Genomic DNA, 21,609 nt, shown 5'->3' with positions numbered 1-21,609 from the left:
AATACACTGCGGGGCCGCCACCGCTGTTCGCAAAAATGTTGTTCCAGATCCGGTTAAAGTCTCCATGGCTCATCTGGAGTGCATAATTGTTCACATTGGTGTTATTGCTCTTGTGGATTGAGTTGTGGAAAATGTCCAGGTAATCATTGGAGGTCATGAAAACTCCATCCCCATTGTCCCGTGAGTGCAGGAAGTTATTGGCTATCAAACCCCGGTTGGCCGATGAGTTGGTGCTGTGCTGCACCAACAGTGCGCGGTTCTTTACACCATACACATAGTTGCCAAGTACCATCAGGGAGCTGTCGCAATCAAATAAATGAATGCCCTCAAAGCCGGTGTACTCGTCATCTGAAGTGATGCGGTTATCACTTACCGTGAGAAAATCGGCATCCTGAATGTACATTCCCCTGGAAAAGCTGTTAAAAATATTGTTACTACTGATCTGCATCCCGGTAAAATTGCCGGAGTTATTCATATCCAGGTACAGCCCGTGAGACCCTTCATCGAGGTAGTTGTTGAGTATTTTGACGGCCTGTCCGGAGACATTGTTATTACTGAAAATCAAGGCCTGGTTGGTACTTGTTGTGGCGTCAGTTCCAACTATATAATTATTAAGGAGATTGATCCCCACGACATGATTTGTAAACTGGACCACATGGCCAAAACTGGTATTGGTTGCCGCCAGCGTCATCTTCTGAAAGGTTATATACTCGGCACTGTCCAATTCCACAGTGTAGTTATCAGAACTGCTGGCACTGAATGTCAGCACCACATCAGTACTATCCCCGGATGCTGACTGAAATATAATTGTATCAGAAGTAGAAGTCCCGGCAATTTTTGTAATAGTGATCTGCTCATTGTAAGTGCCCGAAGCAACATTAAAGACCACATTGTCAGAAATGCCATTGGCCTCCAGGTCAGACACGGCATCGGAGAAGGTCTGATAATTCGTGCCACCGGTAGCTACGGCTCCATTAATGGTGTAACTGCCTGATAAGGGCTGGGCCGAAACGAAGCTAAATCCTGAGACACAGAAGAGTAAGATCGTAAAAAAGACCTTGTTGTAGATAGCATTCATGGTTAAATTCTTTTAGATGTTTATATAAATATGCTATGTCTTCGCGCTCTTGGTGTGGGTTTAATAGTGTGTCCGATTAATTGAATTCTAAGAAGAAAAATCTTTCAATGATAGCTTCGGTGAAGTTGACCCTGGCAATCAATTGGGTTTTTTAGAAAAATAATTTATCATTTTTAAAATTTTAAACCGGAACTCACCAGAACCTGAAGATATTTTTTAGCGTTATTTTTTAATTTTCTTACATGGCTATTTAGCCTCTGCCAACTTCAAAATCAAGGTTAACACCTGAAGGGAGGGACCCGGGCAATGGCCTGTCGCGATTCGCGTGTCAAGCTTATAATCCTGGAAATGAGAGAGGTATTCGCTGGGGGTGCGTTTAAAACCAAAGCAATATATAGCAAATTTTAATATTCGCATATTATTTAATTGTTAATTTTAGCTTCACCACAGGAGATAGCCTTACATGTATTTAGTAGCATGTGATTCTATTTTTGTAATTGAACAAGAATTTCATAATCCATAAAATATTTCAATTTTAAAGATTGGAAACATGGAGCCAGAATTAGATTTTTGACCGGTCGTTCAGTCATAAATCAAAAGCATGGCACCCAGAAAACCGGAATAATCCGAAAGCATACGTCTGAAGCGTAAAAAGGCGATCATGGAAGCAGCGCTGAAACTTTTTGCCGAGAAAGGTTACCACAGAAACTCCTGTAAGCAGCATAGCAAAAGAAGCGGGAGTTTCTAAAGGGCTGATGTATAATTACTTTACGGGGAAGGAGGATTTGCTGCTGCAATTGGTGAACGGAATGTTTGACGAGGTAGACTGCTTTTTCCCATCAATGAAAATGAGCAGTTTACAGATCAACGACTTAAAGACTGGATCAGCTTCAGCCTGGATGTGGTGGTAGCGCAGCCAAAGCGGTGGCGGCTATATAGTGCATTGGTATTTCAGCCGGATGTGGCGCCATTGCTCATTGAAAAAATGAAAACGAGGGTTGCGACTTACCAGAAGGTACTCGAACGGTATTTTGCCGAAAAAGGCCACGCAGACCCGGTTACCATAACCCGATATTTTTCGGCAGTGCTGGATGGTGTGCAAATGCACCTGATGTTTGACCCTGACAATTTTCCAATGGCACAAGTGAAACAAATGATTATTGACCAATTCGTACCACGATGAAAAAATTGATAGTATTGATGATGCTCTTTAGCGGGATCACCTTCGGCATGGCCCAGACAGAATCCGCAACGGACATTGTGCGCAAGGCCGATGAAAGAGCCAGGGGCACTAAAACCATGAAATCTGAAATGACCATACAGATTGTACGGACAAACTGGACGCGGGACATGGAAATGAAAAGCTGGACAAAAGGAGAGGATTACAGCCTCATCCTCATTACCGCCCCGGCACGGGAGGCAGGTAGCGCTTTCCTGAAGAGAGACAAAGAAGTCTGGAACTGGATGCCCAATATAGAGCGTAACATTAAGCTGCCACCCAGCATGATGGGCCAAAGCTGGATGGGAACGGACTTTACCAATGATGATCTTGTGCGCGAGGCATCCGTGGTAAATGATTATACCCATAAGATTATCGGCAGTCAGATCATAGCGGGCCGCGATACCTGGAAAATTGAAATGACGCCCAAACCCAAAGCCGCGGTGGTTTGGGGAAAAGTGATCGTATACATTGATAAAACGGACTATATCCAGCTTAAAAGCGAAATGTATGATGAAGATGGTGAGTTGGTAAATACCATGCTGATGAGCGACCTGAAGGAAATGGATGGCCGGCTTATCCCCACCAGAACCGAGTTGATTCCTGCTGATAAACCCGGACAAAAAACAGTGATGATCATGAAATCAGCAGAGTTTGACCGGCCCATTGAGGACGAGTTTTTTACTGTTCAGAATATGAAAAGGGTGAAGTGATTTATTGACACAAAGGCAAAAGGACACTACGATGCACTAAGTCTTTGGTGATTATCCGATAATGTTATGTGAAAAGGTGAAAAATATCCGATATTTTTGCTCTAATCCGAATAAAATATCCTGCTTGCCATGGAGAGATGGTATGTAAGAAAGTTGAAGGAGGGGCTCGAAACCAAGCATTTCATCATTCTGGTTGGGCCTCGGCAAACGGGCAAGACGACTGCCCTGACGCAACTGAACCAGTATCTGAAGGCCGAAGGGAAAGCTGTGGCGTACATCAACCTGGAAAACCCGCTGGTGCTGCAGGAGGTGAACAAGCATCCTGAACACCTGCTGAACTACACCGATTTCTTCCGGCTGCCGGAAGGCGAAAAGCTTTTCCTGCTGGTGGACGAGGTACAATATGCGGCTGATCCCTCCAACCTGCTCAAGTTCCTCTACGATGAATATCACGACCGCCTGAAGATCATTGCTACAGGCAGCAGTTCTTTTTACATAGACCGGAAGTTTGGCGATTCAATGATGGGCCGCAAAAGGCTGGTGCAGTCCGGCACGCTCAACTTTACGGAATTCCTGCACTTTTCCGGAAATGATGCCCTGATGGATGAACTGGACAAACTGGCCCAGAACCCGCAATACCGTTCGTTGCAAGAACCGAAGCTGAAAAACCTGCTGGAGCAATACTTGACCTATGGCGGCTATCCAGAGGTGGTGCTGGCCACGGATGAAAAGGAAAAGCAGATGGTATTGCAGGGCATAGGAACTAGCATCATCAAGAAAGACCTGCTGGACTCAGGCTTAACGGATGATCTGAAATTTGCCCAGTTCCTCAGATTGCTGGCAGGCGAAACGGGAAAGCAGACGAACCTGAATTCCATCTCCAAATCCCTGAAGATCAACAATAAAAAAGCGGAGGAGATGATGTATGTCGCCCGTAAATCGTTCATCATCGAGACTATCTCACCGTTTTTTCGAAACTTCAGGAAGGAACTCACCAAAATGCCCAAAGCCTATTTTATTGACAGCGGGCTAAGGAATTTCCTGATCAACGACTTTAGGAGGCCGTCCCTGCGTCAGGACAAGGGAGAGGTGCTAGAGAACTATGTCTTTCGCCTGCTGTGGGACAGCTACAGTACAGATCAGTTGCATCACTGGCGAACGGCCGACCAATACGAAGTGGATTTTGTAATTGAAAATAATCGCGAAAAAGGGATGGCTTGGGAGGTGAAATGGGATGGAGAAACCAGTTTATCTTCAGGCCAGAAGAAATTCGCTGAGACCTATGAGAATTTCCCTTTAAAGAAATTATGCTGGCAAAATCCCGATGCCAATTCAATTGAAATATTGAGCGTGGCTGGAGGAACAAAACAGGGATAAAATGAACCGCAAGCGCTACATCTATTTTGCAACTTTTTTTGCCTTATCCCTGGCATTCACGTGTAAAATCCAAACAAATCACTCCGCAACACCCCTCAGTCCCATAGGGCATATGGCTGAAATGAACGAGGATGACGGTACGAGCAAAGATTCTATTACTAGAGTGGAAGCCAACTCGCTTAGAATATACCGCAACTTGCCCAGTTCCTTCGCTATCGCTCAGGATGATAGAAAGCTTCGAGGCTTAACTAATCATTTATTTGTGCCCCTTTGTGTCTTAGCGCCTTTGTGTCTAAATACTTCGATCCCATGCTCCTGAAACTGGCCTGGCGAAACCTCTGGCGCAGCAAGCAGCGCACCTTCATCACCATGGCATCTGTGTTTCTGGCCGTGATGCTCTCTTCCATGCTTGCAAGCTTTAAAGAAGGTGTCCTCGATCTTATGGTCGAAAATACCGTTGGCAAATTCACCGGTTATATCCAGATCCACAGTAAAGGTTATTGGGATGAACCGTCACTTGATCTCAGTTTTGAATTTACCGACTCCCTGCGCCAACTCCTGAATGAACACGAAGGAATCACTGGCTACACAAGCCGGATAGAAGGATTTTCACTGGCATCGTCTGGTGAGCTTACCCGTGCTGCAATGGTAACCGGAACTGACCCTGAGAACGAAGAGCAGAACACCGGCCTCAGCGAAAGAGTAATTGAAGGAGAGTATCTGGAACCGGGAGACAAGGCGGTTCTGGTAGGCGCGGGGCTTGCCGAATTCCTGAAACTGAAGGCTGGCGATACCTTGGTGCTTTTCGGGCAGGGTTACCGGGGAATGACCTCCAGCGGCCTGTATCCCATAAAAGGAATTGTAAAGATCGGGTCTCCTGAAATGAGCAGGCAGGTGGTTTTCCTTCCTATGGAGGAGGCGCAGTATTTCTTTGCTACAGGGCCGCAAATCACGGCTGCCGTTATTTTTATTGATGACCCCGATGAAGCAGAACAAATCGCAGAGGAGTTGCGCGCCAGTCTGGATACCGCAAAATATGAGGTAATGCCCTGGAAGGAACTTGTGCCGGATATGGTGCGAATGGTCCAATCAGAGGAGCAGGAGCAATATGTCTTTATGTTCATTCTTTATGTAGTCATCTCCTTTGGAATTTTTGGAACCGTACTTATGATGATGGCCGAGCGCGAGCACGAATTCGGAATGCTGGTGGCCATAGGAATGAAAAGAATTCAACTGGCGCTGATGGTATTTATTGAAATCCTGGTCATGGTCATTATCGGAGCCATTGCAGGGATGTTGGCCGTCTTCCCAATTGCCCTATATTTTAATATGAACCCGGTTTCTTTTGGAGAAGAAATGGCAAAAATGTACTCAGACTACGGATTAGAGCCGGTGCTGCAAACTGCCGTAACGCCCGGCCTTTTCATCCAGCAGGCAGTGGTGGTAGCCATTATTGCCTTCGTTATTTCAATTTATCCTTTTTTGAGATTACTGCGTCTGAACGCTATTGAAGCAATGAGAAAATGATGCTGATAAAAATTGCATGGAGAAATGTGTGGCGCCAGAAATTGCGCAGCCTGGTTGGAATCATAGCCGTGGCCCTCGGTCTATGGGCAGGGCTTATGGTGCTGGCATTTATGTACGGCCTCACCAATCAGCGCATCGAAATGATCATTGGCAACGAACTTTCGCATTTTCAGTTCCATCACCCTGACTTCCGGGATAACGTGCAACCGCAGTTTTACATTCCACGCAGCGACAGCATCGTAAGGCATTTGCAGCAAAATGAAAAAGTAAAGGCGGTGACAGCCCGCGCCATCTCTATGGCTATGATGGCATCGCCCTCTCATACAGGAGGGGCAAAAGTGGTGGGCATTGATCCGGACAGCGAATCGCAGGCTACGCGGCTCGACCGGCATATCAGGGAAGGAAACTACTTGCCTGGCGAATACACCAATTCCATCCTGGTGAGCGAAAAGCTGGCAGACAAATACAAGCTCAGGCTCGGATCAAAGGTGGTGCTTACCATGCAAAACCTGGATCAGAATTTTGCAGCAGGAGCCTTTAAGGTAAGCGGCATTTATAAGACAGGCAATGGAATGTTCGATGAAATGCACGTCTTCGTGATGCGCGAGAGATTGCAGGAACTGCTGGGTACGGAAAGTGGCGTACAGGAAATTGCCGTGCTCCTGTACCAGAATGAACATGCGGAACCGGAAGCGGCCCGCTACCAGCAACTTTACCCTGACTTTGAAGTGCTTTCCTGGCTCGATCTCCAGCCCATCATGCGGTTGATGATTGATTCAATGGATATTTATACCTATGTCTTTATGGGAATTATTCTGTTGGCGCTGCTTTTCAGCATTCTGAATACCATGCTCATGGCGGTGCTGGAGCGGGTACGGGAACTCGGAATGCTCATGGCAATAGGCATGAACAAACAGCGCGTTTTCAAAATGATCCTGCTGGAAACCCTGTTCCTGGCCTTTACGGGCGGGCCGATAGGATTTCTCCTGGGCTGGGCCACCATCTGGTATACGGGAAAACATGGATTCAGCCTCGGTTCCTACAGCGAAAATCTCAGCGACTTCGGATTTGCCGCCCAGATTCATCCGCAACTCGAAGCCAGGACTTATCTCATCGTATCAGCAATGGTGGTGATCATGGCGGTGCTCGCGGCCATTTATCCAGCCATCAAAGCTTTGAAACTCAATCCTTCCGAAGCAATAAGAAAAATATAATGCAATGACAGTAGTAGAAACAGTGAATCTCCGAAAAACATATCAAGGTGCCGTGCCCGTCCATGCGGTTAATGGTATTGACTTGAAAATAGAAGAAGGGGAATTTGTCGCGGTAAAAGGCCCTTCGGGTTCGGGAAAAACCACTCTTCTCAATATGATCGGTGGGCTGGACAGGCCTACTGCCGGCAGCATCCGCATTAGCGATACGGATCTTTCGCAGCTCTCAGAGAACCAGCTTATTGATTTCCGTATGAAACACATCGGGTTCGTTTTTCAAAGTTATAACCTCATACCGGTGCTGACGGCACGGGAGAATACGGAGTTCATTATGCTGCTGCAGGGACGGTCAAAAAAAGAACGGCAACAGCGGGTTGATGCACTGCTGAACGAAGTGGGCCTGGCGGATAAGCTTGACAAACGGCCATCACAGCTTTCAGGAGGCCAGCAACAGCGCGTGGCAGTAGCGCGGGCACTGGCCTCAAAACCGGCATTTATCCTGGCTGACGAACCTACGGCCAACCTTGATTCGGCTTCTACGGCCAACCTGCTTGACCTCATGGCGCAACTTAATCATGAAGAAGGTACCACCTTTATATTTTCCACCCATGATCAGCGCGTGATTGACCGTGCCAGGCGTGTCATCACCATTGAGGATGGCAAGGTGGTATCGGATGAAGCGGGGAATTCATAATTTAAATTGAAATTATAAACCTGTGGAAATTTAAATATTAATATAGGATAAACTTTCCCGGGTTTTTATTTAAAAATTAAGATATAAAAAAATAATATTCAATGTTACCGCTGCAAAAAAGAAGGTTTTGTGACTGCATTAATTCATGGCAGAATGTTTACCTTAATATTTGAATTAGCAGTAATGATAAAAGAAATATTACGGACCAAAATTTCTTTCGTAACCGGATTGCTGCTTTTTGTCTTGCAAATAATATTGGGAACCGAGTTGATGGCACAGTCCTCTGTAAATTCTAAATCGCTTGAGAGCGAAGGAACTACTCCGGCTGCTGCGGACAGTATTCCCAAAATGGACCGTTTTACAGTGAGGGGCTACGTGAAGGACATGCAGATCGTGGGTTTCCGCAACCTCGATATGATGACCACTGACAATCTGCTGCACAACCGCCTGAATTTTCGTTTATATCCTGACAGTCATATTACGGTGGGCATGGAGGTCCGCAACCGTGTATTCTTTGGCGAGAGCATCAACCTCAACACGGCCTTTGCGACATTCCAGGACCAGGACGATGGGTTGGTAGACATGTCATGGCGGCTCATTGACAAGCGCTCGCTGCTGATGCTCACGCAAATAGACCGCGCCTGGCTGCACGGGAACTATGGGAAATGGGAGGCGCGTGTGGGCCGCCAGCGCATCAATTGGGGCGTAAATTTATTCTGGAATGCCAACGATCTCTTCAATGTGTATTCCCTCACCGATTTTGATTATGAAGAAAGGCCGGGTACTGACGCAGTGCGGGTGCAGAAGTATTTCGCGAATTACTCTTCCATGGACGTAGCCGTGCAACCGGGCCGGGATGAAAATAGCTGGATAGGCGCTGCTATGTATAAATTCAATAAGTGGCAATATGATTTCCAGGTGCTGGGCGGCTGGTGGAATGAAGATGTGGCCACAGGCGCGGGCTGGGCCGGCAATTTTAAAGGTGCGGGCTTTAAAGGTGAGGCCACTTACTTTCATCCGCAGGACAATTGGCAGGATACTACAGGGGTGCTGAGCGTTTCTGTTTCGGGCGACTATGTTTTTGGTAATGGAATATTTGCTACAACAGTTTTCTTATTTAATTCATCAGGAATAAACAAAGAATTAGGGCGGGCTGACAATTTATTTTCACAACCTATTTCTGCGAAAAATTTATTTCCTACAAAATATTCTTTTCTGTTAAGTTTATCTAAACCATTTTCTCCCATTATTTCCGGAAGCCTGGTAGCACTCTATTCTCCTTACGTAAATAGCGTACTTATGATGCCCTCTGTAAATTGGGTAATTGCCAATAACTGGGAGTTTGCTTTTTTTGCACAGACTTATTTTTTAGAAGTAGAGGAGTTTGCTAATATTGGTAATAGTGTGTTTTTGAGGTTTAAATATAGTTTTTGAATTTGCTTAGACACAAAGGCGCTAAGGCACAAAGTGGTGCTAAGTTTTATTTTAAATATTTTAGACACAAAGGCACGAAGGCTGAGGTATCTCTTTTATGGTGCGTATTAACAATTATTGATGTCACACTTGTAAAATACTTATTTTGAAGGAGTGAAGATTGTCAGGGCTTCTCAATTCTTCAGATATGGAACTTGTCTTTCATTTACATTGATTTTTTGAACGTCTCTTGTAACCCATTCTTCTTCTAAAACAATTGCAACAACTTCTATGGCAACTTGAATCCCATACACACCATCAGGATTTTTTATGCCGATGTAATAGGTTTGTCCGGCCCCACCAGCCATTTTAACAACACCTGATTTTATGTTTTCGCGTGTGCCCCCTGTCATATACGTATATGCTTTTTTTTCTTCAAAAAGACGGCTATTTTCAAAGTTAAGTAAATAAATATCACATATATTACTTCCAGGAGGTTTTGATAACATGTCAATCCCAAAGGTCAAAGCGCCTGATTGGTCTATTAAATTGGTTAATTGACCAACTAAATTAAAGGAAGATTTGGCTTTGTCAATGTCTTCTTTTTCTCTTGATGCTGAAAAAACAAAATACCACTCCTTTGTATTTTTCGGTAGTGTAACAGGAAAAGTAATTCTTGACTTTCCACCTTTAAAAGTAGCATTTGATCCGCTATTGACATAGTATTCCGAAGAAGGAACAAGGGGAATTGGCTTGTATTCTTTTTTAACAAGTTGATTCTCCTGAACTGTCGTATAAGCGGTGTCGTAAACAGTCTGCCAATAAACACCTGTGTTGAAGTTTTTAGTTGCTTCGGTCGCAGGTATTCTTTGTATTTTCACCTTGCAAATACGACCGCTCATAGCAGAATTTGAAAGTCTGAATTTGTAGATTCCGGTTGATACAATGTTTATTATTTTATTTTCAATTTTCTTTGTTTTATAATCCATAAATTTAGACGATGATGGAAATTCAATTATTTCAATCTCCTTTAGTTCCTTTCCATTTACTTCTTGAAAACTAAAAATAAGTTGGTCACCTTCAGAAAAACCGTAGTAAAATACTTCTTCTCCAAATGCACCGAGCTTTAAGGTGTTGTCTGCTACGTCTATAGGTGTCTGCCCGGTGGCAGCGAAAGTTAGGGTGCTGTATAATAGCGCCAGAGTTAATATCTTGTCCTTCATGGTACTAATATTCGGTTTGTCAGTAGAGACTGTTGATTGTTAATAGATTAAGTAATTTTTGCTTCATTTCCTTTGGTTACCAAAACCCGAAATCCCCGCTCCGCCTTCGTTGCCAAATGTAGGCAAATTTACTTTTCGGCAACTTTCTGTTTCCGCGTAATTTATTAGGAGCGAAGGGAATATAGAGAAACCACTATCTTATGCTGCCCTGTCGACTTATCCTTGCCTTTCATCTCCGAGCCGAAAATACAAGTTTCTGAACGATGAAGGATTGCTCGTCATCAGTTTTGTTGCATTGCACTGGTATATATGTGTTTATAGGGACGAGTAAAAAACCGTTACTGGATAGCTGGGGTTACGGCATGACGGAACTAAGCTGATTGCCTGAGCGGGGGTTAGGTACAAGCGTATACTCCACCAGATAGGGCCAGATAGGCGAGATTGCGATCGAAAGAATTCGCAGTGATGAGAGGAAGCTGAAATATCTGAAATTGCGAGCAGAAACACTTCGGAAACTCCTTACCTGATGACCCTATTATCCGGGAAATTTCCTGTAAAAACCGCTTTTCCGGCCTGGCTGTGGTTCTTGTTGCTGGGCTTCAGCTTGCTGCATACCACACGGATTGTGCTCAATCCGCCTGGTCCTGACCGGATCATAGATTTCCGACCCGTATACCTTGCGCAGCGATTGCTGGTACAGGGTAAGGATCCTTACTTGGAGCGCAATATTCAGCAGGAATGGCAGAAGGTGGTAGAGCAGGAGGGAATTGCCTCAGCTTATGTTCCGGTGTGGCCGCTGTCTCACGTTATTTATCCACCCTGGGCCTTGTCCATGCTTAGCTGGTTGTCCCTTTTCAGCTATACCGTTGCTTACGTTTTGTGGTATTCATCTCTGCCTTTTCTGCTGAGCTTCATTCTTTTTGCCATTGCCCGCTTCTCAAAGCTCGAAATGCAGTACGCTGACCTCCTGTTGCTTAGCCTGGCCTTCAAGGGAACTGTGGCTTCCATGCTGGTGGGACAGCCAACATTCCTTTCGCTGGCGCTGGCATTTTCCGCCCTCCTTGCGGTGAACAGGCGGCCTTTCATCAGTGGGCTGTTATTGGGTCTGGCAGCATTTAAGGTAACTGTAGCCTTGCCTTTTGTTTTATTTTTTATTATAAATAAGAAATTCAAAGCCCTCGTAGCTGCCGGATCTACGGGAGCGATACTGCTTTTGATCTCTCTGGTTTTGTCATCAGAGCCAATAACAATGCTTGAGAACTATGCGGCCAATGTATCCTTTATGGTGGATTCATTTTATGATCCTCACCGTCCCGAATATCCTCTGAATTATGTAATGATTACCACAACTGAAATCACGGCTTTGCTGGAATTCCTCTGGCGCGGAAGCAGTGATGCCGTTGGACCTGTAAAAAATATGCTTCTCGCGTTGCTCTTTGGATTTATCTGGTGGAGGCATCAGAAGCGAAAATTCAATGATGTTTATCTATTATTACTACTAAGCGCAGGTGTGTTGCTTACCACCTATCATCTGTTTTATGATGCCCTGCTTCTGCTGCTTTTATTTCCATTGTCCTTTCAGTTTACGAAACGAAAAAGAATGCTTTTGCTGATATTGCTTTTACCGCTTTTTCTCCCTGTAAATGGTTTGCTCGACCGTCTTAATGTATCTACCCAATTGCATTTCCTGTATTTCTCTTTGCCGGTGGTTTTGCTCTTCTTATTAATATGGCTCTTGGTACACCCCGTGTATGCCGACCAGGAATGACCATATCCGCTTCTGCACAAAATGGTTTTCCAAAAACTGATTATTTTCGGAGTTTAGATTTTAAAATGATTATGAAAAAAGTTGTGATTTTAACCGGGGCCGGAATAAGTGCAGAAAGTGGTGTGCCCACCTTTCGTGACAGCGATGGGCTGTGGGAGGGTCATGATGTCATGGAAGTAGCGTCTCCACAAGGCTGGGCAAAAAATCAGGAACTGGTGCTGGACTTTTATAATCAGCGGAGGAGGAATATTGGAACGGTGCAGCCAAATGCTGCACACATAGCGCTGGCCAAGCTGGAAGAGAAATTCGATGTGACGGTGATAACCCAGAACATTGACAACTTGCACGAGCGCGGTGGCTCCGGAAATGTGTTGCACTTGCATGGAGAAATTACCAAGGTTAGCAGTTGTGATTATCCTGACCTGGTTTATGACATTGGTACCAAAGACATTTGCGTGGGCGATACTTGCGAGCGGGGTTCGCAACTGCGGCCGTTCGTAGTATGGTTTGGCGAGCCAGTTCCAAAAATAGAAGAGGCAATGGAAATCTCCGCAGCGGCAGACATTTTTATTGTTGTGGGCACCTCGATGGCCGTTTATCCTGCTGCCGGACTTATTGGCTACGTTCCGAACGAAGCCCGGAAGTTTGTGATAGACCGGGTGACGCCCTCCATTGGCCATTACCCAAATCTTGAGGTACTGGAAGGCAAAGCGAGTGAAAAGGTTCCGATGCTGGTGAAGCAGTTATTGGCCGAGGAGAGAGGGTAAATGTGTATCTTGGCGGGGTTACGATAAAACCATTCTGCCCAATGTAATTCTTATAAGTACTTATGAAATATTTTCTCCCTCTCTTTTGGCTTAGTTCCATTCTTCTGATGCCTAAATCCCTTGAAGATGCAAGCCATATTGCGCTCGCAACTATTAATCATGTAAGCGCCCTGGTGAGCTGGAATTTTAAACATATTGTGAATTTGAACAGAATCCGTTTGTTCAATGCTGTTAACTTAAAGCACGGATATGCGCTGATTGAGATTAGGTCTCCAATAGAAATAATTGATTTATGAAAAAGGAAAAGTCATTTGACGCAGTGGCCTTTATGCGCAAACGTAGGGATGAGCTGTCAAAGCTGCATTTAGAAAACCCGGCAGAGTATAAAAGGCAACTTGAGTTGATCCGTAAAAAGTATCGGGAGAAATTCCCCATAAAGGGGCAGGGATGACCTGTTGATGCCCTCGTGCCTTTTACTGATCTCCTCCCCTACTTGCGCGAGGATGCCGTCGTGCCTTTTACGGTTAACTTGATCTGGATTGTTGGATTTGATTAAAGTGATAAATGCCAGTTATGTAGGGGACTTCAAAATTGACTTCGCCTTTTCTGATATTTCAGTTGAACCCTTTTACAATTGAATGGCCTAACGGGGCCGATTTTGCACCTGAATTTTTATATGAGCTTGCGAAAAAGAAGGGAGGGCACAGTAAGGCCAGGGAACATCAATTAATACCAATACGCAAACGGAAGAGTTTAAACGTGGGCATTCCAAGATCCACCCTCTGGCTAAAGTTTTCTTTATTTATCGTAGAATCTGATCGTGAAAAATAGGCCAAGTTCCAGCCCCGGTTCATTTCGTAATAATCGATATGTTGTCCTTTATATCCAAGGAGTAATACATCCTCATTGGGGAGCTGCTTCTTTAGCAACTCGGCAATTTTAAGTAAAGTTTTTTCTTCTTCCATATCCAAATCCGCTCTTTCAAAAAATTTAATGTCAGTATTAATAGCCTCATCAATTTGTTCGGGTGACTTTAATCTTATAGGTTGAAACTCGTTCTTAAAGGTTAAGATCAAATCCAGTTCATCCCTGCTTATTCCTTTGGTTCTAATCACTTTAGAGTTATTCAGATAATAACTTAAACCATGCGTACCGACAGGTTGTAGATATTTCCAATGAAACATTCCGGGATCAAGAAGATTGCGTTGAATCTCTAACGGCAAATAGTAGTTAAAATGACCATTTGATCGGGAATAAAAGTAGCACTGTTCTTCATCATAGTCATCGATAATAATGTATTCAGTTCCGTGAGAAGCGCCATACCGAACATAATGCAAGGTAATGCTTAAAGAAGGTATATTGAGACTGTCGTTTGTCAGGTTATATAATCTGTATCCATTTCTCAATTCCAAATTCGCGAAGTTATCCTGATAGTAAGCTACAACTCGATGATTGTGTGTAGGCGAGGACTTAGGTTCAACTTTGGAATTACATGCCCCTAATAGGACGGTTAGGAGCCATGTTAGATAAAAGATTCTCATTGTGATTTTTTTAGGAACCCGAGTGCTGCAATGTAGCTGATTCCATTTTAGAGCGTAACAACGCGCATCTTAACATCTCTAATATAGCAAGAGAATTTTTCTCGTATCCATTCCAAATCCATTCGTGCAAATCCGTGCAATTAGTGTCCACCCAAACTACTCCGGGCGGAAGCCCAGAGGTACACTCCCCCCCAATATCCCCCAAATAGGTTACCAATCCCCCCGTTCCCCCATCCTAATTTTGGCCATTAAGTGCGGAAACCAACAATGAGGTCTGCACCAACGCCAAAATTGAGATGTTATGAAAACGCTGATTACACTTTGCTTTGCTGCATTAATCATTTCGCTTAACCTGCAACCCCTCCACGCTCAGACCAATGATGCGGGTGTGGGTTCCCTCGTGTCGCTTTCGCCTGTGTTCGAGAATATGTCGTTGCATGTGAGCAACTACGGCACCAACACCCTTTCGGGCGTGACGGTGAACTGGATAGCCTGAACGGAGTGGCGCAGGCGCCCACGACCTGGAATCTCACTTCTGCGGGGCCGGGTGGTTACCTGTTGATGACTTCGTGCCTTTATCTGCTTAATACGACTACAGCAGCCGATCCCCCACCAGTTCCTTCTCCAGCGTCTTCCCTTCCATCTGAAAGCGGCTGAGCTTGAAGCGGTTTCTCAGCACTGGCTTTATCAATAAGGGCCTAATGGACATTTGGAATGGTAAAATTAGTCAGAACATAAGCCCGGCAAGGGTTTCAGGAGTTGAAAGGTCATGAATAAAAATAAATGCTTTTATTTGTAAATTCTGAAAAATAACCGGCTAAAGATGCAACCCGTGGCACATCTACTGCAACTTAGGCTTGGCTGACCATGAAGCACATAACCCTCATATTTTTTCTAGGCATATTCCTCACGATTGGGGGATGCAAAAAGGACCCTGAAATAACGGAAGAAAAGACCGGGGAAGAGCCAGTGCTTACGAAGTATGAGCTTCAGATACCGACCAAATACCAGCGGGGCTACCCCATTCCCAATTTGCCTGATGATAATCCTTTAACTGTTGAGGGCATTTCGCTGGGTCGTATGCTTTTCTATGATCCCATTCTTTCTGATGATAGCTCGCAAAGTTGTGCTACCTGCCATAAGATCGAAAATGGATTTTCAGATCCTGACCGTGTAAGTACAGGCATCAATGGAAATGAGGGCAGGCGCAATGCTATGGCAATAATTAACCTGGCATGGGGGGAACGGTTTTTTTGGGACGGGCGCGTGGGCAGCCTGGAAGAGCAAGCTTTGAACCCCGTGCCAGATCCAATTGAAATGCACCAGGAATGGATCTATGTTCTTGACAAGCTGCAATGGCATACTGTATATCCGGAAAAGTTTGAAGAGGTTTTTGGGGTGAATATCATTGCACCTAGCCATGTCGTAAAAGCCATTGCCCAATTTGAGCGGTCACTTATTTCTTTTAATTCCAGGGCAGACAGAGGTCAGCTTAACGCACAGGAAAAAAGGGGGGATTCAATTTTTAATTCGGAAAAAGGAGATTGCTTCCACTGCCACATACCCCCAATGCTTTTTACTGATAACAGCTTTAAAAATAATGGGCTGGATGCCAGGTATGATGGTGATAAGGGGTTATTTGAAGTTACAGGCAATCAGCGCGACATAGGAAAATTCAAAGTGCCTACATTAAGGAATATTGAACTTACCGCGCCTTATATGCATGATGGACGGTTCAAAACGCTGGAGGAAGTGGTGGATTTTTACAGTGAAGGCCTGGCTTTTCATCCTAATACAGATCCACTAATGAAGAAAGTTTTGCAGGGTGGCCTGCGTCTGACTGATCAGGAGAAAGAGGATCTTGTGGCATTTCTTAAAACATTAACCGATACTTCTTTTATTAACAATCCGGATTTTAAAGATCCATTTAAATAACAAAGCAATGAAAATTTCATTCTCAATTTTTCCAAAAGTATTATTCTTTCTGCTTCTCGCGGGAAGTATTTCGTCTTGTTCAAAGGACGGGTGTACGGATCCCAATGCGCTGAATTATGACAGCGAGGCAAAGAATGATGACGGCACATGCACCTATGAAAATGCAGAGGAGCAAACCAGTGTAAAGGTGACCTTACACCACCGGGTAGATGGAGAAACCCTGGAATTTAATACGATAAATTATTCAAATGATGCCGGCAACGACTACAGTGTGGTGAGGCTGCATTATTATATTTCAGACATTACGCTGGTAAATTCCGATGGAGATAATCATATCGTTGATGTGATACATTATGTAGATGCAACACAAAGTGCTACGTTGGAGATGATGCTAGACAGCCTTCCCAAAGGAAGCTATACGGCCGTCAGCTTTCGTTTTGGGATCTCTCCGGAAAAGAATCATGTTGATTCCGGATACCTGCCCGGCACGCCTGAACATGTAGGAATGTTTTGGCCGGAACAAATGGGCGGTGGCTACCACTTTATGAAGCTGGAAGGTCGCTATGAAAAAAGCAATGACAGCCTGGAAAACTACAATACCCACCTGGGAGGCCTTGTAATGATGGGTGATGATTACTCCTCAAGTTTTGTTACAGAGGTATTTAATTTGGATGAGCCAATCGTAATTACAGAAGAAGACAGTATTATAGAATTACCCATTGTGATGAATATCAATAATTGGTATTCCAATCCTAATAATTATGACATGAATGACTATGACGATGGTATAATGAATAAACCGGCTGTGCAAACCATGCTGAAGGAAAATGGCGCGGAGAATGTCTTTTCAGTAGAGAGGTAAAGATTGCCGTATTTTAAAGGACTTCCTGCAACAAGCGGGTTTTGTATTGCGGAAGCAGGGAAACGAGCTTGTCAACGGTCTTGTCCAACGTCTCGTGCAGGCGGCCCCCAGCGGCATTTCGATGGCCCCCGCCCCCAAAGTATTTCCTTGCTATTTCATCAGCCGGAAAATCGCCTTTGCTCCGGAACGACATCTTGATAATATCGCCTTTGTCTTTCAATAAAACTGAGAAGACCACATCCTGCAGCATGAGCGGAAAATTGACCAGTCCCTCGGTATCTCCGGTTTTCAGGTCGTAAGTCTCATAGTCCATCTGATCAATCGTAATGTAGGCAGTGCGGTATTCCGGCAGCACCACCATCCGGTCCTTTAGCGCGGTGCCAAGCAGCCGCAGCCGGTTCAGCGAGTAGGTGTCATAAATGCGTTGGTGAATCTCTGAATTATTAACCCCCAGGTCAATCAATCGCGCTATAATATGGTGAACCTTAGCCGTGGTTGTTGGAAATTTGAATGAGCCTGTATCGGTCATTATTCCGGTATAAATGCAGGTGCCGGGTGTCACATCAATAGCCTCCGGGCCTTCAATGGCGGTGATAAATTCATACACCAGTTCGGCAGTAGAGCTTGCCTTTGGATCCCAAAAAGCATAATCCTCAAAGTGCTGCGGTTCAAGGTGGTGGTCAATCAGAATTTTCTTTGCTTTTGAAATGCGAACGTGATGGCCGATCTCATTGATCCTTGACAGGTTGTTAAAATCCAGGCAGAAGATCACTTCCGTCTCCTTGAGGAAATCCACAACCTCTGCTTTCTGTTTTTCGTAATTACGAATTTCTGTGCATCCCGGAAGCCAGTTCAGATAATCACCCCACTCATTTGGAGAAGCGACCATTACCTCCTTGCCTAATTTTCTGAAACAATGATAGAGCGCGAGGGATGACCCGAGAGCATCGCCATCAGGATTGGCGTGCGATGTAATGAATATCCGCTTTGCGTTTTTCAGCAGGTGTTTAACCTCTTCTGTCTGCTCGTTTTGTAATTCCATATTGGCCGGCAAAAGTCGGGAAAATGCCGGAAGCTACTTTTCAGGTCCGGGAAAGAATTGCAATAGATTAAGCTATATGAAAAAGCATCAGGGCATTAAGCGGCCCATCATCCGAGGGAACGGGATGCTTTCACGCAAATGCGTCAGCTTGCAGATCCAGCTTACCATGCGTTCCAGCCCCAGCCCGAAACCGGCATGAGGAACAGAACCATATCTACGGAGGTCGAGGTACCATTCAAATGCTGACATTGGCAGCGCATGATGGTTGATGGCTTCGATTAGTATATCCTTATCTGTTTCGCGCTCTCCACCGCCAATTATTTCTCCATAGCCTTCCGGAGCCAACACGTCCACACCTTTTACCAGTGCCGGATTTTCATCACTACCTTTCATATAAAAGGCTTTGACCGCTTTGGGCCAGTTGTATACCATCACCGGGGTATCAAAAAGCCGCGTCAGGACAGTTTCATCGCTGCCGCCAAAATCACCTCCATACACGAAGTCGCTGGCCGATTGGAGCCACTGCGGAATGTTGCGCTCCCGCTCTTCCAGCTCTTTGACCTCAAGCTTCAGCGTCACTATTTTCTGCTCGTTAAATGCAATGGCGCCCTTCTTCATTCCACCCTTTTTGAGGCTGGCTTCCCGTTCAGCAATGTCTTCTCTTAATTCCCCGATCTTGATTTTTACTGATTCCAGGTCTCCCTTCAGCAATTGAATGGCATTTCTGCCTTCCACATCTTTTTCGCCTTTGATGATCTTCACAGCATCATCATAGCTGATGCGCGGAAAATCCTGTAGCACCTTCTCAAGGGGAGCCGTATCTCTTTCCAGTTGTTCCAGCTCAAACCGGCATTCTTCCAGCACTGTTTTCACAAGGAAATGCACGAATTCCTGGATGAGGTCCATTGTCATTTCAAGATTGTAGAAGGCCATTTCCGGCTCTATCATCCAGAACTCTGAAAGATGCCTGCGCGTCTTGCTTTTCTCAGCCCTGAAGGTAGGCCCGAAAGTGTAGATCTTGCCCATCGCAAAAGCCATCGCCTCTCCGTAGAGCTGCCCGGATTGTGAGAGATAAGCCGGTGTCTCGAAGAAATCAGTTTCAAACAAGGTGCTGGTGCCTTCACAGGCATTGCCGGTAAAAATGGGCGCATCCATTTCAACAAAACCGTTTTTCTGAAAAAACCGGTGAATAGCAAAGATAATCGTGTTGCGAACCCGCATAATGGCCCATTGCCGTCTGCTTCGAAGCCAAAGGTGCCGGTTGTCCAGCAGGAAATCAGGGCCATGTTCTTTTTTGGCAATGGGATACTCTTCAGCTTCATGATAAACTTTGAGTTCCGAAGCCTGCAATTCATATCCACCAACCTGGCGTTCGTCTTCCACGACTGTTGCTTTCACATGGATGGCGCTTTCAATCCCAAGTCTTTTTGCCGTATCAAATTGAGAATTGCCAACTTTGTCAGAATTAATTACACATTGCGCAAATCCACTTCCATCACGGATTAGTAAAAAAACATTCTCTTTGCCGCTACGTTTATTGAAAACCCAGCCATTGACAGCGACCAATTTTTCTTTATGATGCTTCAAATCTGAAAGGCTGACAGTGTCTTTGGTCAATAGCTTCATTCCCTAACTTTTTTTATTAAAATGCTGTTAAAACACAAATTTCAATCGTTTAAAGAGGGTGCGAAATTCATTAAAATTTTAGTTGCAAATGCTTAAACAAGGGCTCAATCAAAAATTAATGCAGAAGCTGTCTCCGCAGCAGATTCAGTTTATTCAGTTATTACAACTGACTACTGCTGAACTCGAGAAGCGTGTGGATGAAGAGCTGACTCAAAATCCGGCCCTGGAAATGGAAAAGGAGGGGAAGGATGATTCCGGAGACAACGATGGCGAGCCTAGAGATGAAAGCGCAGAACGTGAGGAAAGGGCTGAGAAATCAGATCAGGAGGATGAATATGAGGTGACCCAGGAGGAATTTGAAACGATGGATGACAGTGCAGAAATTGATATCTCCGATTACGTCTCGGATGATGATGACTACAGCTACAATTATACACCCCGCGATCCTAATGAAGAGGACCGTGAGATTCCGGTGGCCAACTATCGCACGATCTACGATAACCTGTATGAGCAATTGGGCTCTCTGAATTTGGAAGACCGGAAGCGGGAGTTGGCAATGCATCTGGTAGGAATGCTCGATGAAGATGGATACCTGCGCAGGCCGCTGAGGAATATCGTTTATGATCTGGCATTCATGAGTGATTTGCAAACGAATGAAGAGGAACTGGAGGAAATTCTGAAGCGCCTTCAGAATTTTGAACCTTATGGCATGGGTGCCAGAAGCCTTCAGGAATGCCTGTTGATCCAGCTCCGGCACAAGGATCAGAGCAATGAGAATGTACACCTCGCCATTCGGGTGATAGAAGACCACATGGATGCGCTGGCGAAGAAGCATTACCAGAAACTAATGAAGTCTCTGAAAATAGACCGGGATAAACTGCGTGAGGTCGTGGATATTATTACGCATCTTAATCCCAAACCTGGAGAAGGCCAGATCAATATAAAGGGACAGTACAACAATCCTGATTTCATGGTGACCGAGGTGGACGATGAACTGAGGGTTACACTTAATTCCAAGAATGCCCCTGAGATGCGCGTAAACCGCCAATACCAGGAAACGCTGCTGGGATACCAGAAAAGCAATAAAGAAGAGAAGGAGAAAAACGTAAAGCTGAAGAAACAGGTGCAGTTTATTAAGCAGAGGCTTGATAACGCCAAGTGGTTTATTGAAGCCATAAAACAACGGCAGAATACACTGCTCATGACCATGCGCACCATTGTGGCACTTCAGCGGGATTTCTTCCTCAGTGGCGATATTATGAAGCTGAACCCGATGATCCTGAAGGATGTTGCTGATCGTATTGACATGGACATATCAACTGTATCACGTGTGGTGAACAGCAAATATGTTCAGACGGATTTTGGACTATACTCGCTCAAAGAGTTCTTCTCAGAGGGAATTCAAACTGATGAGGGAATCGAAGTTTCCAACAAGGAGGTGAAAGAGGTGCTCCAGCGGTTTATTGAAGCTGAAGACAAGAACCGGCCACTGACGGATGAGAAGCTGACAAATATGCTCAATGACAAGGGATATAACATCGCCCGGAGGACTGTTGCCAAATACCGTGAGCAACTCAACATTCCGGTGGCGCGTCTCCGGAAGGAATTGTAGT

At 45.0% G+C, this 21,609-nt stretch carries 20 protein-coding genes; 15 read left to right on the top strand and 5 right to left on the bottom strand.

Features of this window, described 5'->3' with window-relative positions; translation table 11 throughout:
* The coding region (locus WD077_02100) for a hypothetical protein (protein ID MEX0966003.1) at positions 1-1,078 on the bottom strand (1,078 nt) is incomplete at its 3' end.
* A 683-nt stretch (positions 1,079-1,761) separates the two neighbouring features.
* Between WD077_02100 and WD077_02095 the strand changes: the two genes are divergently transcribed.
* The 8 genes from WD077_02095 (at position 1,762) to WD077_02060 (ending at position 9,253) form a co-directional block, all read left to right on the top strand.
* Complete coding sequence (locus WD077_02095; GenBank protein MEX0966002.1) at positions 1,762-1,989, top strand: TetR/AcrR family transcriptional regulator; 228 nt, start codon at positions 1,762-1,764, stop codon at positions 1,987-1,989.
* Between the two features lie 74 nt (positions 1,990-2,063).
* Positions 2,064-2,261, top strand: coding sequence for a hypothetical protein (locus WD077_02090; protein ID MEX0966001.1), 198 nt, complete (start codon positions 2,064-2,066; stop codon positions 2,259-2,261).
* A complete protein-coding gene (locus tag WD077_02085) occupies positions 2,258-3,010 on the top strand; it encodes an outer membrane lipoprotein-sorting protein (GenBank protein ID MEX0966000.1) in 753 nt (250 codons plus the stop codon). The genes WD077_02090 and WD077_02085 overlap by 4 nt, the downstream gene beginning before the upstream one ends.
* 129 nt (positions 3,011-3,139) lie before the next feature.
* A complete protein-coding gene (locus WD077_02080; protein ID MEX0965999.1) occupies positions 3,140-4,387 on the top strand; it encodes an ATP-binding protein in 1,248 nt (415 codons plus the stop codon).
* Between the two features lie 309 nt (positions 4,388-4,696).
* Positions 4,697-5,914, top strand: coding sequence for an FtsX-like permease family protein (locus WD077_02075; GenBank protein ID MEX0965998.1), 1,218 nt, complete (start codon positions 4,697-4,699; stop codon positions 5,912-5,914).
* Complete coding sequence (locus WD077_02070; GenBank protein ID MEX0965997.1) at positions 5,911-7,128, top strand: FtsX-like permease family protein; 1,218 nt, start codon at positions 5,911-5,913, stop codon at positions 7,126-7,128. The genes WD077_02075 and WD077_02070 overlap by 4 nt, the downstream gene beginning before the upstream one ends.
* A gap of 4 nt (positions 7,129-7,132) precedes the next feature.
* On the top strand, positions 7,133-7,819 hold the full coding sequence (locus WD077_02065) for an ABC transporter ATP-binding protein (GenBank protein MEX0965996.1): 687 nt from the start codon (positions 7,133-7,135) through the stop codon (positions 7,817-7,819).
* Positions 7,820-7,972: 153 nt separating this feature from the next.
* Positions 7,973-9,253 carry a hypothetical protein gene (locus tag WD077_02060; protein MEX0965995.1) on the top strand — a complete coding sequence of 427 codons (1,281 nt, stop codon included), beginning with the start codon at positions 7,973-7,975 and terminating at the stop codon, positions 9,251-9,253.
* A 173-nt stretch (positions 9,254-9,426) separates the two neighbouring features.
* Here the strand turns inward: WD077_02060 and WD077_02055 are convergent, their stop codons facing one another.
* Positions 9,427-10,455, bottom strand: a complete 1,029-nt coding sequence (locus tag WD077_02055; GenBank protein ID MEX0965994.1) for a hypothetical protein — start codon at positions 10,453-10,455, stop codon at positions 9,427-9,429.
* A 526-nt stretch (positions 10,456-10,981) separates the two neighbouring features.
* Here WD077_02055 and WD077_02050 point away from each other — a divergent pair.
* The 3 genes from WD077_02050 to WD077_02040 all read left to right on the top strand — a co-directional run bounded on the left by WD077_02050 (position 10,982) and on the right by WD077_02040 (position 13,441).
* On the top strand, positions 10,982-12,223 hold the full coding sequence (locus WD077_02050; GenBank protein MEX0965993.1) for a glycosyltransferase family 87 protein: 1,242 nt from the start codon (positions 10,982-10,984) through the stop codon (positions 12,221-12,223).
* A 71-nt stretch (positions 12,224-12,294) separates the two neighbouring features.
* Complete coding sequence (locus WD077_02045; protein ID MEX0965992.1) at positions 12,295-12,990, top strand: NAD-dependent deacylase; 696 nt, start codon at positions 12,295-12,297, stop codon at positions 12,988-12,990.
* A gap of 292 nt (positions 12,991-13,282) precedes the next feature.
* Entirely contained in the window at positions 13,283-13,441 is a 159-nt protein-coding gene (locus WD077_02040) for a hypothetical protein (GenBank protein MEX0965991.1), read from the top strand.
* 271 nt (positions 13,442-13,712) lie between these two features.
* Here the strand turns inward: WD077_02040 and WD077_02035 are convergent, their stop codons facing one another.
* Positions 13,713-14,396, bottom strand: a complete 684-nt coding sequence (locus WD077_02035; protein ID MEX0965990.1) for a hypothetical protein — start codon at positions 14,394-14,396, stop codon at positions 13,713-13,715.
* Between the two features lie 436 nt (positions 14,397-14,832).
* On the opposite strand from WD077_02035, the gene WD077_02030 reads away from it, so the two are divergent.
* The 3 genes from WD077_02030 (at position 14,833) to WD077_02020 (ending at position 17,328) form a co-directional block, all read left to right on the top strand.
* The gene (locus WD077_02030; protein MEX0965989.1) at positions 14,833-15,027 is read left to right on the top strand and encodes a hypothetical protein; all 195 of its coding nucleotides are present in this window, start codon (positions 14,833-14,835) and stop codon (positions 15,025-15,027) included.
* Positions 15,028-15,398: 371 nt separating this feature from the next.
* Complete coding sequence (locus WD077_02025; GenBank protein ID MEX0965988.1) at positions 15,399-16,466, top strand: cytochrome c peroxidase; 1,068 nt, start codon at positions 15,399-15,401, stop codon at positions 16,464-16,466.
* A 7-nt stretch (positions 16,467-16,473) separates the two neighbouring features.
* A complete protein-coding gene (locus tag WD077_02020) occupies positions 16,474-17,328 on the top strand; it encodes an MbnP family protein (protein MEX0965987.1) in 855 nt (284 codons plus the stop codon).
* 13 nt (positions 17,329-17,341) lie between these two features.
* Here the strand turns inward: WD077_02020 and WD077_02015 are convergent, their stop codons facing one another.
* Positions 17,342-18,370, bottom strand: a complete 1,029-nt coding sequence (locus WD077_02015) for a bifunctional oligoribonuclease/PAP phosphatase NrnA (protein ID MEX0965986.1) — start codon at positions 18,368-18,370, stop codon at positions 17,342-17,344.
* Between the two features lie 87 nt (positions 18,371-18,457).
* On the bottom strand, positions 18,458-19,996 hold the full coding sequence (locus tag WD077_02010; GenBank protein ID MEX0965985.1) for an asparagine--tRNA ligase: 1,539 nt from the start codon (positions 19,994-19,996) through the stop codon (positions 18,458-18,460).
* A gap of 88 nt (positions 19,997-20,084) precedes the next feature.
* Between WD077_02010 and rpoN the strand changes: the two genes are divergently transcribed.
* On the top strand, positions 20,085-21,608 hold the full coding sequence (gene rpoN / locus WD077_02005) for an RNA polymerase factor sigma-54 (GenBank protein MEX0965984.1): 1,524 nt from the start codon (positions 20,085-20,087) through the stop codon (positions 21,606-21,608).
* The last annotated feature ends 1 nt before the right edge of the window (position 21,609 follow it).

This window comes from Bacteroidia bacterium (genome assembly GCA_040880525.1).
Classification (GTDB): domain Bacteria; phylum Bacteroidota; class Bacteroidia; order CAILMK01; family JBBDIG01; genus JBBDIG01.
The sequence above is the reverse complement of the archived record's forward strand: the minus strand, read 5'-3'. Positions and strand labels throughout refer to the sequence as shown.

Coding starts and splice junctions, on each gene's coding strand:
- WD077_02090 (MEX0966001.1), top strand. CDS start 2,064: ATGAAAACGAGGGTTGCGACTTACCAGAAGGTACTCGAACGGTATTTT.
- WD077_02085 (MEX0966000.1), top strand. CDS start 2,258: ATGAAAAAATTGATAGTATTGATGATGCTCTTTAGCGGGATCACCTTC.
- WD077_02080 (MEX0965999.1), top strand. CDS start 3,140: ATGGAGAGATGGTATGTAAGAAAGTTGAAGGAGGGGCTCGAAACCAAG.
- WD077_02075 (MEX0965998.1), top strand. CDS start 4,697: ATGCTCCTGAAACTGGCCTGGCGAAACCTCTGGCGCAGCAAGCAGCGC.
- WD077_02070 (MEX0965997.1), top strand. CDS start 5,911: ATGATGCTGATAAAAATTGCATGGAGAAATGTGTGGCGCCAGAAATTG.
- WD077_02065 (MEX0965996.1), top strand. CDS start 7,133: ATGACAGTAGTAGAAACAGTGAATCTCCGAAAAACATATCAAGGTGCC.
- WD077_02060 (MEX0965995.1), top strand. CDS start 7,973: ATGTTTACCTTAATATTTGAATTAGCAGTAATGATAAAAGAAATATTA.
- WD077_02055 (MEX0965994.1), bottom strand. CDS start 10,455: ATGAAGGACAAGATATTAACTCTGGCGCTATTATACAGCACCCTAACT.
- WD077_02050 (MEX0965993.1), top strand. CDS start 10,982: ATGACCCTATTATCCGGGAAATTTCCTGTAAAAACCGCTTTTCCGGCC.
- WD077_02045 (MEX0965992.1), top strand. CDS start 12,295: ATGAAAAAAGTTGTGATTTTAACCGGGGCCGGAATAAGTGCAGAAAGT.
- WD077_02040 (MEX0965991.1), top strand. CDS start 13,283: ATGAAAAAGGAAAAGTCATTTGACGCAGTGGCCTTTATGCGCAAACGT.
- WD077_02030 (MEX0965989.1), top strand. CDS start 14,833: ATGAAAACGCTGATTACACTTTGCTTTGCTGCATTAATCATTTCGCTT.
- WD077_02025 (MEX0965988.1), top strand. CDS start 15,399: ATGAAGCACATAACCCTCATATTTTTTCTAGGCATATTCCTCACGATT.
- WD077_02020 (MEX0965987.1), top strand. CDS start 16,474: ATGAAAATTTCATTCTCAATTTTTCCAAAAGTATTATTCTTTCTGCTT.
- WD077_02015 (MEX0965986.1), bottom strand. CDS start 18,370: ATGGAATTACAAAACGAGCAGACAGAAGAGGTTAAACACCTGCTGAAA.
- WD077_02010 (MEX0965985.1), bottom strand. CDS start 19,996: ATGAAGCTATTGACCAAAGACACTGTCAGCCTTTCAGATTTGAAGCAT.
- rpoN (MEX0965984.1), top strand. CDS start 20,085: ATGCTTAAACAAGGGCTCAATCAAAAATTAATGCAGAAGCTGTCTCCG.